The sequence below is a fragment of the Pantoea sp. X-Soil-YNGN-844 genome (genome assembly GCF_059730595.1).
This window is the reverse complement of the sequence record NZ_AP036007.1, coordinates 620,268-634,180: the sequence shown is the minus strand read 5'-3', so window position 1 is coordinate 634,180 and position 13,913 is coordinate 620,268. Positions and strand designations below refer to the sequence as shown.

At 56.8% G+C, this 13,913-nt stretch carries 15 protein-coding genes and 3 tRNA genes; 10 read left to right on the top strand and 8 right to left on the bottom strand.

The window, feature by feature from the left end; genetic code table 11:
- The first annotated feature begins 72 nt into the window (after positions 1–72).
- The 4 genes from deoR to AC6I8C_RS02765 all read left to right on the top strand — a co-directional run bounded on the left by deoR (position 73) and on the right by AC6I8C_RS02765 (position 3,539).
- Positions 73–837, top strand: a complete 765-nt coding sequence (gene deoR / locus AC6I8C_RS02780; RefSeq protein ID WP_312123481.1) for a DNA-binding transcriptional repressor DeoR — start codon at positions 73–75, stop codon at positions 835–837.
- Between the two features lie 190 nt (positions 838–1,027).
- The gene (ettA, locus tag AC6I8C_RS02775; RefSeq protein ID WP_013356691.1) at positions 1,028–2,695 is read left to right on the top strand and encodes an energy-dependent translational throttle protein EttA; all 1,668 of its coding nucleotides are present in this window, start codon (positions 1,028–1,030) and stop codon (positions 2,693–2,695) included.
- 64 nt (positions 2,696–2,759) lie between these two features.
- Positions 2,760–2,924 carry a YhfG family protein gene (locus AC6I8C_RS02770; RefSeq protein ID WP_497821551.1) on the top strand — a complete coding sequence of 55 codons (165 nt, stop codon included), beginning with the start codon at positions 2,760–2,762 and terminating at the stop codon, positions 2,922–2,924.
- A 12-nt stretch (positions 2,925–2,936) separates the two neighbouring features.
- Positions 2,937–3,539, top strand: coding sequence for a putative adenosine monophosphate-protein transferase Fic (locus AC6I8C_RS02765; RefSeq protein WP_497821550.1), 603 nt, complete (start codon positions 2,937–2,939; stop codon positions 3,537–3,539).
- On the opposite strand, the gene AC6I8C_RS02760 is transcribed toward AC6I8C_RS02765, so the two are convergent.
- Positions 3,520–4,416, bottom strand: coding sequence for a LysR family transcriptional regulator (locus tag AC6I8C_RS02760; RefSeq protein WP_033731443.1), 897 nt, complete (start codon positions 4,414–4,416; stop codon positions 3,520–3,522). The two genes, AC6I8C_RS02765 and AC6I8C_RS02760, sit on opposite strands and share 20 nt — an antisense overlap.
- A 204-nt stretch (positions 4,417–4,620) precedes the next feature.
- Between AC6I8C_RS02760 and AC6I8C_RS02755 the strand changes: the two genes are divergently transcribed.
- Positions 4,621–5,622, top strand: coding sequence for a zinc-binding alcohol dehydrogenase family protein (locus tag AC6I8C_RS02755; RefSeq protein ID WP_013356689.1), 1,002 nt, complete (start codon positions 4,621–4,623; stop codon positions 5,620–5,622).
- 45 nt (positions 5,623–5,667) lie between these two features.
- On the opposite strand, the gene nadR is transcribed toward AC6I8C_RS02755, so the two are convergent.
- The 3 genes from nadR to serB all read right to left on the bottom strand — a co-directional run bounded on the left by nadR (position 5,668) and on the right by serB (position 9,354).
- The gene (gene nadR / locus AC6I8C_RS02750; protein WP_497821549.1) at positions 5,668–6,909 is read right to left on the bottom strand and encodes a multifunctional transcriptional regulator/nicotinamide-nucleotide adenylyltransferase/ribosylnicotinamide kinase NadR; all 1,242 of its coding nucleotides are present in this window, start codon (positions 6,907–6,909) and stop codon (positions 5,668–5,670) included.
- A 71-nt stretch (positions 6,910–6,980) separates the two neighbouring features.
- On the bottom strand, positions 6,981–8,363 hold the full coding sequence (gene radA / locus AC6I8C_RS02745) for a DNA repair protein RadA (protein ID WP_003854897.1): 1,383 nt from the start codon (positions 8,361–8,363) through the stop codon (positions 6,981–6,983).
- 13 nt (positions 8,364–8,376) lie between these two features.
- On the bottom strand, positions 8,377–9,354 hold the full coding sequence (gene serB / locus AC6I8C_RS02740) for a phosphoserine phosphatase (protein WP_033731434.1): 978 nt from the start codon (positions 9,352–9,354) through the stop codon (positions 8,377–8,379).
- 107 nt (positions 9,355–9,461) lie between these two features.
- Here serB and AC6I8C_RS02735 point away from each other — a divergent pair, with 107 nt between their 5' ends.
- A complete protein-coding gene (locus AC6I8C_RS02735; RefSeq protein WP_095706238.1) occupies positions 9,462–10,112 on the top strand; it encodes a YtjB family periplasmic protein in 651 nt (216 codons plus the stop codon).
- 89 nt (positions 10,113–10,201) lie between these two features.
- On the opposite strand, the gene yjjG is transcribed toward AC6I8C_RS02735, so the two are convergent.
- From yjjG to AC6I8C_RS02720, 3 genes are read right to left on the bottom strand one after another with little or no spacing between them, the layout of a single operon-like run.
- Positions 10,202–10,882, bottom strand: coding sequence for a pyrimidine 5'-nucleotidase (gene yjjG / locus AC6I8C_RS02730; RefSeq protein WP_497821548.1), 681 nt, complete (start codon positions 10,880–10,882; stop codon positions 10,202–10,204).
- Between the two features lie 18 nt (positions 10,883–10,900).
- Positions 10,901–11,341 (bottom strand): ribosomal protein S18-alanine N-acetyltransferase, encoded by a 441-nt coding sequence (gene rimI / locus AC6I8C_RS02725; protein WP_497821547.1) that lies wholly within the window; start codon positions 11,339–11,341, stop codon positions 10,901–10,903.
- Positions 11,313–11,723, bottom strand: a complete 411-nt coding sequence (locus AC6I8C_RS02720) for a DNA polymerase III subunit psi (protein WP_022625367.1) — start codon at positions 11,721–11,723, stop codon at positions 11,313–11,315. The genes rimI and AC6I8C_RS02720 overlap by 29 nt, the downstream gene beginning before the upstream one ends.
- A 106-nt stretch (positions 11,724–11,829) precedes the next feature.
- On the opposite strand from AC6I8C_RS02720, the gene rsmC reads away from it, so the two are divergent.
- From rsmC to AC6I8C_RS02700, 4 genes are all read left to right on the top strand, one after another.
- Entirely contained in the window at positions 11,830–12,861 is a 1,032-nt protein-coding gene (gene rsmC / locus AC6I8C_RS02715; RefSeq protein WP_033731428.1) for a 16S rRNA (guanine(1207)-N(2))-methyltransferase RsmC, read from the top strand.
- Between the two features lie 151 nt (positions 12,862–13,012).
- Positions 13,013–13,099: transfer RNA gene (locus tag AC6I8C_RS02710), tRNA-Leu, on the top strand.
- 30 nt (positions 13,100–13,129) lie between these two features.
- Positions 13,130–13,216 (top strand) — tRNA-Leu (locus tag AC6I8C_RS02705).
- A gap of 28 nt (positions 13,217–13,244) precedes the next feature.
- A tRNA-Leu gene (locus AC6I8C_RS02700) sits at positions 13,245–13,331 on the top strand.
- A gap of 132 nt (positions 13,332–13,463) precedes the next feature.
- Here the strand turns inward: AC6I8C_RS02700 and AC6I8C_RS02695 are convergent.
- Positions 13,464–13,748, bottom strand: coding sequence for a DUF1435 domain-containing protein (locus tag AC6I8C_RS02695; RefSeq protein WP_497821546.1), 285 nt, complete (start codon positions 13,746–13,748; stop codon positions 13,464–13,466).
- Positions 13,749–13,913 lie beyond the last annotated feature (165 nt).

Sequence of the window (13,913 nt, the reverse complement as noted above, 5' to 3'; positions counted from 1 at the left end):
GGTTTGTAGCGTATCGACGTTGATTATGACGTCCCTTCTCCGCACTGCAGGATAGGTAACAGAGAGATGACCATGGAAACCCGGCGCGACGAACGCATTCACAAGCTGACGCAGGCGCTGAAACGCACAGACAAACTGCATCTGAAAGATGCGGCCCAGCTGCTGGGTGTCTCAGAGATGACGGTTCGCCGCGATTTAACCGAGCCGGGTTCCAGCGTGGTCCTGCTGGGCGGTTACATTGTCAGCGATCCGAAAAGTCATGCCGGCCACTATTTTGTCAGCGATCAGCATGGACAGAATGCCGCCAGAAAGCAGCGGCTGGCGCAGGCGGCGGCCAGCCTGATCGGTGAAAACGATACGGTCTTCTTTGACTGCGGCACCACCCTGCCCTATATCGTTGATGCCATTCCTGACACGCTGTCGTTTACCGCTATCTGCTGCGCCATGAATACCTTTCTGACCCTGAAAGAGAAACCGGCCTGCAATGTGATTCTCAGCGGCGGTGAATTTCATGCCGACAATGCGCTGTTTACACCGATTGGCGTGCATACCATTCTTGACGATCTCTGTCCGACGCTGGCCTTTATCTCTGCCGCGGGCATCGACAAAGATCAGGGTGCGACCTGCTACAACACCAATGAGCTGATGATGAAACATCACGCCATGCTGCGCGCCCGTAAGTCGGTGCTGGTGGCGGACAGCAGTAAATATGGCAAAGTGCTGCCTGCACGCATCGCCGAGCTGCAGCGCTTTGATCTGCTGGTGAGTGATAGCGCGCCCGATCAGACGTTGCAGAACTGGCTGGCACAGCAGGCGATACCGCTGCGCCTGCCCTGAGGCCTGCCTCTGCCCGATTGTCTGGCCCTGTCAGCGATTGAGCGCGGAAATCAGTCAGTTATCCCGCATGCTGCCCGGCATCACGTCCTACAGGGCATTATTCGCCGCCCCCCGGCTGGGATTAGACGGTGAAAAAGGCTAAACTTCGACATCATTCCAACGACCAACAGACCCAGAGGCTCAAACCAACGTGGCTCAATTCGTCTATAGCATGCATCGCGTCGGCAAAGTGGTTCCGCCGAAGCGTCATATCCTGAAAAACATCTCCCTCAGCTTCTTCCCTGGCGCAAAAATCGGCGTACTCGGTCTGAACGGTGCGGGTAAATCTACCCTGCTGCGCATCATGGCCGGCATCGATAAAGATATCGAAGGGGAAGCGCGTCCGCAGCCAGGCATCAAGATTGGCTACCTGCCACAGGAGCCGCAGCTTAACCTTGAACACACCGTGCGCGAGTCGGTTGAAGAAGCGCTGTCAGAAGTGGTTGGCGCACTGAAACGTCTCGACGAAGTCTATGCGCTCTATGCCGAAGAGGGTGCAGATTTCGACAAGCTGGCCGCTGAGCAGGGCCGTCTGGAGGAAATCATCCAGGCACACGACGGTCACAACCTGAATACCCAGCTGGAACGTGCTGCCGATGCGCTGCGCCTGCCGGACTGGGACGCGAAAATTGCGACCCTTTCCGGTGGTGAACGTCGCCGCGTCGCCCTGTGCCGCCTGCTGCTGGAAAAACCAGACATGCTGCTGCTGGACGAACCAACGAACCACCTGGACGCCGAATCTGTCGCCTGGCTGGAGCGCTTCCTGCATGACTTCGAAGGCACCGTCGTAGCGATTACGCATGACCGTTACTTCCTGGATAACGTAGCAGGCTGGATTCTGGAACTTGACCGCGGTGAGGGTATTCCGTGGGAAGGTAACTACTCCTCCTGGCTGGAGCAGAAAGATGCGCGTCTGGCGCAGGAAGCCTCTTCTGAAGCCGCTCGTCGTAAGTCGATTGAGAAAGAGCTGGAATGGGTTCGCAAAGGACCTAAAGGCCAGCAGTCGAAAGGCAAAGCCCGTCTGGCACGCTTTGAAGAGCTGAACAACACCGACTACCAGAAGCGTAACGAAACCAACGAACTGTTCATTCCGCCAGGTGCCCGTCTGGGTGACAAAGTGCTGGAAGTCAGCAATCTGCGTAAGTCCTATGGCGACCGTGTGCTGATTGACGATCTCTCGTTCTCTGTGCCAAAAGGCGCGATTGTCGGAATTATCGGTCCGAACGGCGCGGGTAAATCAACGCTGTTCCGCATGATGTCCGGTCAGGAACAGCCTGATTCCGGCAGCATCGTGCTGGGCGAGACCGTTAAGCTGGCCTCCGTCGATCAGTTCCGCGACAGCATGGATAATTCCAAAACCGTGTGGGAAGAGGTCTCCGGCGGTCAGGACATTATGCGTATCGGTAACACCGAGATGCCAAGCCGCGCCTATGTCGGCCGCTTTAACTTCAAAGGCGTCGATCAGGGCAAACGCGTGGGCGAACTCTCCGGTGGTGAGCGTGGTCGTCTGCACCTCGCAAAACTGCTGCAGGTTGGCGGCAACATGCTGCTGCTCGATGAGCCAACCAACGACCTGGACATCGAAACCCTGCGCGCGCTGGAAAACGCCCTGCTGGAGTTCCCGGGTTGTGCGATGGTGATCTCGCATGACCGCTGGTTCCTGGACCGTATTGCCACGCACATTCTGGATTATCAGGATGAAGGCAACATCGAATTCTTCGAAGGTAACTTTACCGAATATGAAGAGTACAAGAAGCGTACCCTCGGCGCCGACGCACTGGAGCCGAAACGCATCAAGTACAAACGTATGACGAAGTAACGATGTCAGGGGGAGGCTCAGGCCTCCTCCTGCTTCACCAGTGACGTTTTAAGGGCTGAACGCAATGAAGAAAAAAGCTGAGCGGCCAGTGGCTAAAAAAGCTGAAGCGATTTATGAAGCCACTAAAGTCGCAAACTTTGCCGCAAGTTCCCTGCTGGAGGGGATACGTATTTCAGCCGATGTGGAATTATCAACCCTGGAACAGGTTCGACGCCGCTATAAGCAGTGACAGGAGCTGAACGTGAATCGTTATCTTGTCTGGCGAGATCACTACTGTTACCCCGATTCCGATGTTCTGATTAATCGTTACGATATTCGCGACCAGACTCTGCTCGATCAGGCTGAGCGTGATGTTACCGCGCTGACTATTCACACCATTAAGCTCTCTCATCCCCCTTTCACCCTTCAGTCGCTGTGCCACATCCATTACTGCCTGTTTAACGAGCTCTATAGCTGGGCAGGACAGATACGCGATATATCAATCAGCAAAGGGCAGACCCGATTTTGCCAGCCGGCTTTTATTGCGCGTGAAGCGGAGAGATTATTTGCAAAACTGGCGAAGGAGAGGTTGCTGGAACAACCTGACCATCAAGCCTTCTGTCATCAGATTGCCTGGTATTATTGCGAGTTCAATATTCTGCATCCCTTCCGGGAAGGAAACGGTCGGGCATTACGCATTCTGTTCGAACATATTATTCTTCATGCGGGCTATCAGGTGAGCTGGAAAGGCCTGAGCGCCAGCGACTGGTTAGCGGCAAATATCGCGGGTTACCAGAGTGGCCCGGAAAAAATGGCGGCACTGTTCCTGTGCCACATTGTGCCGATCAGCGATAAAACTCCCTGAACACCGGGGACTGCAGTGCGAACTCAATAAAGCGCGCCAGCGCGGGTGAGTTCAGTTTTCGACCCGGATAGACCAGCCACAGCTCATTCCCCTCTACTTCCCATTCCGGCAACACCGGCACCAGCCGGGGATCCGCCATCGCACCATCGGTCAGAAAGTGCGGCAGCAGCGTAATGCCCGCATCGCCCAGCGCCGATTCACGCGCATAGAGTAAATTGTCGGTAAGATGACCCGGCGGCAGAAGCCAGCGGTAGAACTCATCATCACGCTGCAAAACCCATTCATTCCAGGCGCGATGCGCAATACAGCGGTGAGCCGACAGCTGCTGTGGATGCAGCAGCGGCGGGTGCTGGTTAAGATAGTGCTGTGATGCCACCAGCAGGCGCGGACAGTTGCCAATCCGCCGGCCAATCAGTGAAGATTCCTGCGGCTGACCGGTGCGCAGCGCCACATCAAAGCCCTCCTGCACCAGATCGCGCATCTCATCGGAGATTGAGACATCCAGCGTCACATCCGGATAGAGACGTAAAAACTCCGCGTTACAGCGCGCAAGCAGCGTGGCGCCAATCCCTGCCGGGCTGGTGATGCGCAGGCGCCCGCTGGGGTTTTCCCGCAGGCTGGCAATCGCCTGATCGGCGCGTTCACTGGCCTGCATCATCTCCTGGCAGTGCAGCAGATAGCGTTCACCGGCAAAGGTCAGGTTAAGCTGGCGGGTGGTGCGGTTCAGTAACCGGATCCCCAGCCGCTGCTCCAGCTGGCTGATGCGCTGACTGACGCTCGATTTGGGCAGACCCGCGCGTTCCGCCGCGCCGGTAAAGCTGCCGCACTCCGCCACCAGCGCAAACAGCGCCATATCCTGCCACTGACGAAACGCCATTGTTCACCTCAGACGAACACTCTATGAAAGATTGTCCATCTTATCACCGCTAAAACCAGGTTCTACACTTAAAGCCTGTTCCGAATCATTACAGCAGTCTGCCACGGACAGCGTGGCTCAACCCCTGCGAGTGTGAGCACTCTTCAGGGTCAGCATAGCAACCACACAATCCAGGCTCCTGGCCTGACTCAACAGGAAAACGTTATGTCTATTCGCGCTATCGCAGTAAACCCCGAAAATCCTGAACACTTCACTGAAATTTTCCCTGAAACCCCAGCGCCAGGTGAGTATGACCTGCGCGTTGAAGTCAAAGCCGCGTCGGTCAATCCGGTCGATACCAAGGTGCATAAAGGGGCGAAGAAGAACGGCTTACAGCAGCCACGCATCCTCGGCTGGGATGCCAGCGGCGTCGTGCTGGAAGTGGGCAGCTCAGTCAGCAACTTTAAGCCTGGCGATGAAGTCTTCTATGCGGGCGACCTGACGCGTCCTGGCAGTAACAGCACCGAGCAGCTGGTGGATTCACGTATCACCGGTCACAAGCCAGAGAGCCTGGACTGGGCGCAATCAGCGGCGATCCCGCTGACGGCCCTAACCGCCTGGGAAGGCCTGTTTGAACGACTGAATCTTGAGACAGCATCAGAAGATCAGACGCTGCTGATCGTCGGCGGCGCAGGCGGTGTCGGATCGCTGGCGATCCCGCTGGCGAAGCTGCGCAGCAAGGTGAAGATCATTGCGACCGCCTCGCGTGAAGATTCAGCCCAGTGGTGCCGCGATCGCGGTGCCGATCTGGTGATCAACTACAAAGATATGATCGGTGAGCTGGAGAAACAGGGCATTAAGCAGGTCGATTATATCTTCTGCCTGAATGACACCGACGGTCACTGGGAAACCATGGCGAAGCTGATCGCTCCGCAGGGTCATATCTGTACCATCGTGGAAAACGAACATCCGCTGTCGATGGACCAGCTGAAGCTGAAGAGTGCGGCACTGCATTTCGAGCTGATGTATACCCGCAGCATGTTCAACACACCGGATATGGCGCGTCAGGGCGAGATTCTGGATGCGGTATCGGCATTGCTGGACGAAGGGAAGCTGCAAACCACGCTGAGCGAAACGCTGCACGGCTTGAGCGTTGAGACCTTAACTGCCGCCCACCAGCGCGTGCTGGAAGGCCACATGCGCGGCAAAGTGGTGATGGTCTATTAATGCGCTGACCCGGCTGCCTTTCGGCAGACCGGGCCAATGCATGCGTTACGGCTGGGCGTTTTTCTCGCCCAGCATCGCTTTCACCAGTTCAATGCAGCGCAGGAAGCGAGTGTCATAATCATCTTCCTTCACGTGCAGGAATTCGATGTTGTTTTCCCGCAGCATCGTGACCAGCATCGACTGAAACTCCCGTCGATCCACTGAACTGCCCAGGCTGCGCAAGCCATCCGCGACCCAGGGCACGTTGTTCTCCAGCAGGATCACCAGATCAAAACGATATTCATCGATCAGCGCCTGCACAAAGGGATGTTCACGCCCTTCATACTTGAGACAAAACGCCTGCGTGGTGACAAAGTCGGTGTCGATAAACGCCACTTTGTTGGCATATTTGACGGCGAAATCGATGTACTGCGCCTGGCCCAGCGCGATCTTGTCGTAATCGGAATATTGCAGCGCCATTTCGTCACCGCCCAGATGGGAAAAGACATAATCGCGGCCATATTCCCAGGCACTGGTGGTATTGAAGATGTTGGCGAGTTTATTCACCAGCGTCGATTTACCGCTCGACTCTCCGCCAAGGATCGCCACGGTGCGCACAAAGAACGGTTTCACTTCCGTGGGAATGTAATCCCAGAAGCGGAACGGATCCTGACGAATCTGCGCGCCGCTGATGCTCATAAAGGATCGATTAGGATCGACCAGCACAGTCTGAATGCCCAGGTGCTGCTGGTACATCTCCGCATCGGGCGCTTCGCTGGTGTAGATGCAGTCTGGCGCAATGCCGTGCTCACTGAGAAACGCGCTGACGCCTTGACTCCAGACATCCCAGCCGTGCGGATAAGGTTCGATCCCCTCCTCATCAAAGGCGTGAATGCGGATATTCTTCTGATACTTAAAGGTCTGCAGCAGCCAGCGCAGGCGATCGCTGACCGTCGGCTGCTGTGACATCGCGCTGTTCTCAAACAGCTCGCGGTCGCGCGGCTCGTCATAACCCATAATGATATGCAGCTCATCCACCTGGCTACAGGCTCGCTGAATCAGATAAATATGGCCGGTATGCAGCGGATAAAACTTACCAAATACCACGCCCACTGTTTTATCGCGGCGCGGAAACTCCAGGCCCAGAAAGCGGTGCAGCGCCTCCAGCTTTTGCGCGCTGGGGCTTTTAATTTTGGCATTGAGCAACTGGCTCAGATAGCCTTTGGTCATGCCGCTGGCATCAGCGACCTGTTGCAGCGTATGGCCCTGCTGGCGAATGGCCGTTTTCAGATATTCAAACGACGACATGTCGTGCCTCCTGCATCAATGCGGTTAAGGTGGGCGCGGCCAGCCCGCGACGCAGGCTGGCCGCAGGCGCGTTACAGATCGTCCAGAATCGCCAGCGCATCGGCCAGCTTCTTCGCGCTGAAAACCTGCATCCCGGCAATCGGTTTTTTCGGTGCATTCCCCGCCGGTACAATGGCGCGTTTGAAGCCATGCTTCGCGGCTTCAGAGATGCGCTCCTGACCGCTGGGCACCGGACGGATCTCACCGGCCAGTCCCACTTCGCCGAAGATCACCAGATCCTGCGGCAGTGGACGATCGCGCAGGCTCGACACCATCGACAGCATCAGCGCCAGATCCGCACTGGTTTCGGTGACTTTAACGCCGCCGACCACGTTGACGAACACATCCTGATCCGCCATCTGCAATCCGCCGTGGCGGTGTAAAACGGCGAGCAGAATCGCCAGACGGTTCTGTTCCAGGCCCACCGCCACGCGGCGAGGATTGCCCATCATTGAGTGATCGACCAGCGCCTGAATCTCCACCAGCAGCGGACGCGTTCCCTCCCACAGCACCATGACCGAACTGCCCGAGGTGACCTCTTCGCCACGCGACAGGAAGATAGCGGATGGATTGCTGACTTCACGCATGCCCTGCTCGGTCATGGCAAACACACCTAGCTCATTCACCGCGCCGAAGCGGTTTTTGTGGCTGCGCAGCGTGCGGAAGCGGGAGTCGGCATCGCCATCCAGCAGGACCGAACAGTCGATGCAGTGCTCCAGCACCTTCGGCCCGGCCAGCGAGCCATCTTTAGTGACGTGGCCGACCATGATGATCGCCACGCCGCGCGTTTTGGCGAAGCGCGTCAGATAAGCGGCGGTTTCCCGTACCTGAGCCACGCTGCCCGGCGATGACTGGATCTCCGCCATGTGCATGACCTGGATCGAGTCGATCACCATCAGTTGCGGCTGCTCCTGCTCGGCGATCAGGCAGATCTGCTCAATGCTGGTTTCCGACAGCATATTCACATTTTCGGTAGGTAATCCCAGACGATGGGCACGCATCGCCACCTGTTGCAGTGACTCTTCACCGGTGACGTACAGGGTTTTCATCCCTTCTGACAACCGGCACATCACCTGCAGCAGCAGCGTGGATTTGCCCGCGCCGGGACTGCCGCCAATCAGAATAGCGCTGCCCGGCACGACGCCGCCGCCCAGCACCCGGTCAAACTCTTTAAAGCTGGTCGAGAAGCGCGGTAACGCCTCCAGACTGATTTCAGAGAGCTTCTGCACCCGGCTGGTTCCGGCGCTGCCGGCGTAGCCACTCAGACGTTCGTTACGCGCAGCGGCGGGCGAGGCGGCGATGCGCACCTCGGTGATGGTGTTCCAGGCGTGGCAGGCGCTGCATTGCCCCTGCCAGCGTGGGTAATCTGCGCCGCATTCATTACAGACAAATGCGCGTTTTGCCGCTTTGGCCAAATCAATACCTCTGTTAACGCTCTTCGTGGATCAGGCTGCCGGTGAGGATGCAGAACACCCCCATTAAATCGGCATGGCGAATGGTGACCGCAGTCTGCTCATTCACCTTAGGTTTAGCATGGAACGCAATGCCCAGCGCTGAGGCTTTGATCATCAGCAGGTCATTGGCTCCATCGCCGATCGCCACCGTCTGTTCCGGCGCGATGTCAAAACGCTGCGCCAGTTTCTTCAGGGTATCGGCTTTGTATTGTGCATCGACAACCGGACCCAGCACGTTGCCGGTCAGCTTGCCGTCGCGGATTTCGAGTTCATTGGCCGCCACCGCCGACAGATGCAGTTTGTCGCGCAGGTAGTCGGCGTAGTAGGTAAAGCCGCCGGATGCGATGGCAACCTGCCAGCCCAGCGCCTGCAGTTTCTGCGTCAGCGTCGTTAAGCCTGGCATCAGCGGCAGCGCATCACGCACCTGTTTGAGAATATTGGCGTCCGCGCCCTGCAGCGTGGCGACGCGCTGACGCAGGCTGGCGGTGAAGTCGAGTTCGCCGCGCATTGCGCGTTCCGTCACTTCCGCCACCTGCTCGCCGCAGCCCGCCAGTTTAGCGATCTCGTCGATGCATTCGATCTGAATCGCGGTGGAGTCCATATCCATGACCAGTAAGCCCGGCGTTTTGAGATGCGGGATTTTGCCCAGCGGCGCTACGTCCAGCCCGGCGTCGTGCGCCAGCTTGCTGGCAAATGGCGTCAGCGATCCCGCCAGGCGAATCACCTGATACTCATCGACGTTCCAGGCGCTGACGATCACCATCGCCGCACCCAGCTGGTGCTGGTAATCGGTCAGCCGTTGCTTATCCAGCCCGCGGCCATACAGCAGCCAGCCGGTGCGGCCAGCGCGATAATCCAGCGGCATCACTTCATCACCGCTAAGAGAAAGGGGCAAACCCGGCCAGAGGGAGACATCGGCGGGAAGATCGCACCAGGTTAAACGATTTGGCATCAGAGCTCCTGTAGGGACAACAAAACCACGCAAGAGGCTACCTTGTCTGCGCCGCTTCTGGCAACATAATCTCCAGGCTTTCTGTTGTGATATGACCCGGATGATTAATGGCTAAAACCGCACTGAAATTTCGCTTACATCGTACCGTGATCGTTCTTATCTCGATGGCGCTGCTGGTCGTGCTGATGCAGGGCGCTTCCTGGTTCAGTCTCGGCCATCAGACGGCGCGTTCTGAGCAGGTCGAGGAGCTGGCGCATACGCTGACCAGCCAGGTGGCGTTCAGCCTTAAGCCGTTGATGGACAACAGTGAAAATAACCGCAATCAGATTGAAGCCATTCTTAATCAGATGACGGCGAACAGCCGTATTCTGGATGCGTCCGTGTATGACGGCGACGGCAGCCTGGTAGCGCACAGCGGTGAAAACATCAATGTCCGTGACCGGCTGGCGCTCGACGGCAAGCGCGCGGGCAGCTATTTCAACCACCAGATTGTGCAGCCGCTGGCCGGAAACGATGGCCCGCTGGGCTTTCTGCGCGTAACGCTGGATACTCACGTGCTGGTCACCGACTCACATCAGGTCGACAACACCACCAATATTCTGCGTCTGATGATGCTGCTGGCGCTGGCGATCGGCATTATTCTCTCCCGCACTCTGCTGCGTCATCGCCGCACCCGCTGGCAGCAGTCACCGTTTCTGCTTACCGCCAGCACCCCGGTGAAAGAGGACCGGGATGAGGACGACGAGAAGAAAGAGTAACGCGCCGGCTGCGGTAAAGATAAAACGAGAAAGGCCCGCACAGCGGGCCTTTTTTATTGGAAAGTTGCGGATTTGCGAGGCAGCTTCCATCAGCCGATCAGCAGCGCTTCCAGCTCACTCAGCGATTTGACCTGCCAGGTCGGTTTGATATGTTCCGGCAGTGGCCGGGTGCCATGATCGAGCCAGCAGGTTTTCAGGCCAGCATTCATGCCGCCCAGAATGTCTGACTCTGGGGTATCCCCCACCATCAGCACCCGCTGACGATCCGGATTGCCCATCAACTCCAGCGCATAATCAAAAATCTCTGCCGCCGGTTTTGGCAAGCCCACCTGCTCAGAGATCACCAGCGCCGAGAAGTAATCACGGAAACCAGTGCGCTCCAGACGCGTCTGCTGCAGCGCGGTAAAGCCGTTGGTGATAATGCCCATCTTTACCCGCCCATGCAGCTGGTTCATCAGACTGACCGCACCCGGCAGCGGCGTGCAGATCTCCCCCATTGCGGTGAGAAAACCGCTGTTAAGGATCTCTGGCGCAACGCTGAGCTTTTCACTCCAGTGGTTAAAACGCTGAGTCTGCAGCTGTAACGCTGAGATGGTGCCGTTCTGATAATCGACCCACAGCGGTTTGTTGATCGCCTGATAATCGCTGTAATCCTGGTCAGTGAACTGCACGTCATAACCCGCAAACAGGCGCTGCAAACCAGCATAGGCGTCGAAATGAAAAAGGGTATCGTCGGCATCAAACAGGATGCAATCCCAGTTATCTAACATTAAAGCTCCTTAACACCACTACGGCGTCAGGGCCATGAGAAGGGCATCTTCACGGCCGCTGGCGGTGGGATAATAATTGGGACGACGACTGACCTGATTGAATCCAAGCTGCTCATAGAGCGCAATGGCGGGCAGGTTCGAGGCCCGCACTTCCAGCCACAGCGTCAGCACGTCGCGTTTGATCAGTTCATCGATCAGATGCTGCAGCAACTGGCGGCCCAGTCCCTGGCGCTGAAAGGCGGGATCGACCGCGATGTTAAACAGCGAGGCTTCGTCCAGCACCACCTGGGTAATGGCAAAAGCAGCCATTTTACCGTCGACATCGAGACGTAAATTGATAAAGCGCTCGCCCTGATTGCTGGCAAACGTCTTTTCACTCCAGGGAAACGCGTGACTACGACACTCAATGGCGTAGGCCTGCGCCAGATCGTCAGGGGTGAGTAAAGAGATGGCTGTCATGGTTACACATCTGTTGCCAGAGCGCGCGTTTGGCGACGCCGCTACTGATCAGTTCATTGAAAGAGGCGCTGGTTAAAGCCACGCCATTAAAAGTCTGTTCGCTCTCTACGCCGAGCAGCCAGCCCGCGCAGTTCAGCGTTTCCGGCAGCATTTGCAGCTGATCCGGCGTCACGGTCATCACCTGAGCGGGTTGCAGATTAAGAGCATGAAGCACGTCGCGCATCAGCGGTTCATGCAGACCGGGCGGCGCGTCAGCGACAATAATTAACTGCGTGTCCGGTGCCAGCGTGACGGCAATTTCGCCCTGAAGCACGCGCGGGCGGCGCAGCTGGTACTGTGTAATTCCCATTTGCTGTAAAAGCCAGTCGCGCCTGGACGTCATGGTGTTACCTGTTCTGCTGCCTGAATGCGACGCTATGCTAGCAAACCCATCGAACATGCGCCAACAAACCACTATAATCCCCGCTCAGATCTTACAGGAGCCCTACATGTCTGCTTTAACCCCGGCCAGCGAAGTCATTCTGCGCCACAGTGATGAATTTACCGCCCGCCATGTTTTATTTGCTGGCGATCTGCAGGATGACCTGCCCGCTCAGCTGGAAACCGCCTCGTCGCGCGTTCACACCCAGCAATATCATCACTGGCAAAACCTGAGCCGCCGTATGGGCGAGCAGGCGCGTTACGGCATGGTTGCGCAGGCAGAAGATGTGCAGGGCTGCGATACCCTGGTCTATTTCTGGACCAAGAATAAGCCTGAAGTGCAGTTCCAGCTGCAGAACCTGCTCTCTTTGCTGCCGGTCGGCTGTGACGTATTCGTTGTCGGTGAAAACCGCAGCGGCGTGCGCAGTGCCGAAGGCATGGTGGAGTCGTGGGTGAAACTGGAAAAAATCGACAGCGCGCGTCGCTGTGGTCTCTACCATGGTCGCCTGGACAAACAGCCTGAGTTTGATGCCAGCAGCTTTGGTCATCAGTATCAGCTTGATGGTCTGACGATTCATACCCTGCCTGGCGTCTTCAGCCGTGACGGCCTGGACAGCGGCAGTGCCCTGCTGCTCTCGACCTTTACTCCGCATACCAAAGGTAAAGTGCTGGATATGGGCTGTGGCGCAGGCGTGATTGCCGCCTCTCTGCCGGCCCGTTCGCCTAAAGTGCGTCTGTGGCTGTGCGACGTGCACGCGGCTGCGATTGAAGCGAGTAAATTGACGCTGGCCGCCAATGGCATCGAGGGAGAAGTCTTCGCCAGTAACGTCTTCTCTGACGTCACGGGTCGTTTCGACATGATTATCTCGAACCCGCCGTTCCATGAAGGTACCCAGACCAGCCTCGACGCCGCCCAGGCGCTGATCCGTGGCGCAGTGAAACATCTGAACACCGGCGGCGAGTTGCGTATTGTGGCGAACACCTTCCTGCCTTACCCGCAGGCGCTGGATGAAGCCTTCGGCAGTCACGAAGTCATCGCACAGACCGGTCGTTTTAAAGTTTATCGCGCTGTTTACGGTCGCGGAGCCAAAACGCGCTAAGCGCTTTTCCCGGCGTTAATGGCGTTGCCGGGCTGAAAACGTTGCTTTTTACAGCGATCGTTTCAGCCCGACGAAATAGTTGTTGACGCAAAGAGTAAAATCTCTAGAATGCGCCTCCGTGGTTGTAACATTCTCAGGGTGTTACGGGTATGCGAAGGTGGCGGAATTGGTAGACGCGCTAGCTTCAGGTGTTAGTGTCCTAACGGACGTGAGGGTTCAAGTCCCTCTCTTCGCACCAAAATCACATGTTTCATATCGCGAGCACTGCGCGAAGGTGGCGGAATTGGTAGACGCGCTAGCTTCAGGTGTTAGTGTCTTAACGGACGTGAGGGTTCAAGTCCCTCTCTTCGCACCATTGCGGTGATATGAACAGACAACTCGATGCGAAGGTGGCGGAATTGGTAGACGCGCTAGCTTCAGGTGTTAGTGTCTTAACGGACGTGAGGGTTCAAGTCCCTCTCTTCGCACCAACGTTGTCATCCTCTGTTTTCCCCGCAATGCCCTTTTGCTTCCCTTGCAGTATCGTTTTATCCCCTGCTCATTTTAGTTTTTCAGCTCGCTTTAGCTCACCCGGCACGTCGATTTCATCCTCTTCGCCTCGATTAAATCAGATTAAAATTCACAGAGATAGCCGCCAGGCCACCCGCTAATGCCAGGCAGGATGGCAACAGCAGATAGTGTCGCAGACGCTGATTAAACAGCATCACGACAGTCAGCAGCAGCGCCACCGTCATGACCATCCGCCACTGACTGAAGCTCGGTTCCCATAAGGCGAACAGCGGCAGTGCGATGCAGGGCAGCAATACGCCCCACGCGCTATCCAGTTTTTTACCCAATGCCCAACTGACTCCCCACAGGCCGCAGGCCGCAATAATCGCTATCCCCATGACGCAAACCTCAAATGATAAGCATTCCCATTATCATATGACAGTTTTAACGCCCTTGCAGCCTGTTTTTGTCGCGTCCGGCAACGAAGATGACAGACCAGTTGGAAAATGCTAGATTGCGGCCGATAACACTTTTAATAACAGCAACAGCAATAATTTGCTCAC

Bases quoted from the DNA above. Each gene is read 5' to 3' on its own strand.
- nadR (WP_497821549.1), bottom strand. From the start codon at position 6,909: ATGTCGTCGTTTGAATATCTGAAAACGGCCATTCGCCAGCAGGGCCAT.
- yjjG (WP_497821548.1), bottom strand. From the start codon at position 10,882: ATGTTAGATAACTGGGATTGCATCCTGTTTGATGCCGACGATACCCTT.
- AC6I8C_RS02695 (WP_497821546.1), bottom strand. From the start codon at position 13,748: ATGGGGATAGCGATTATTGCGGCCTGCGGCCTGTGGGGAGTCAGTTGG.
- rimI (WP_497821547.1), bottom strand. From the start codon at position 11,341: ATGACAGCCATCTCTTTACTCACCCCTGACGATCTGGCGCAGGCCTAC.
- AC6I8C_RS02735 (WP_095706238.1), top strand. From the start codon at position 9,462: ATGGCTAAAACCGCACTGAAATTTCGCTTACATCGTACCGTGATCGTT.
- rsmC (WP_033731428.1), top strand. From the start codon at position 11,830: ATGTCTGCTTTAACCCCGGCCAGCGAAGTCATTCTGCGCCACAGTGAT.
- serB (WP_033731434.1), bottom strand. From the start codon at position 9,354: ATGCCAAATCGTTTAACCTGGTGCGATCTTCCCGCCGATGTCTCCCTC.
- AC6I8C_RS02760 (WP_033731443.1), bottom strand. From the start codon at position 4,416: ATGGCGTTTCGTCAGTGGCAGGATATGGCGCTGTTTGCGCTGGTGGCG.
- AC6I8C_RS02755 (WP_013356689.1), top strand. From the start codon at position 4,621: ATGTCTATTCGCGCTATCGCAGTAAACCCCGAAAATCCTGAACACTTC.
- deoR (WP_312123481.1), top strand. From the start codon at position 73: ATGGAAACCCGGCGCGACGAACGCATTCACAAGCTGACGCAGGCGCTG.
- AC6I8C_RS02770 (WP_497821551.1), top strand. From the start codon at position 2,760: ATGAAGAAAAAAGCTGAGCGGCCAGTGGCTAAAAAAGCTGAAGCGATT.
- AC6I8C_RS02720 (WP_022625367.1), bottom strand. From the start codon at position 11,723: ATGACGTCCAGGCGCGACTGGCTTTTACAGCAAATGGGAATTACACAG.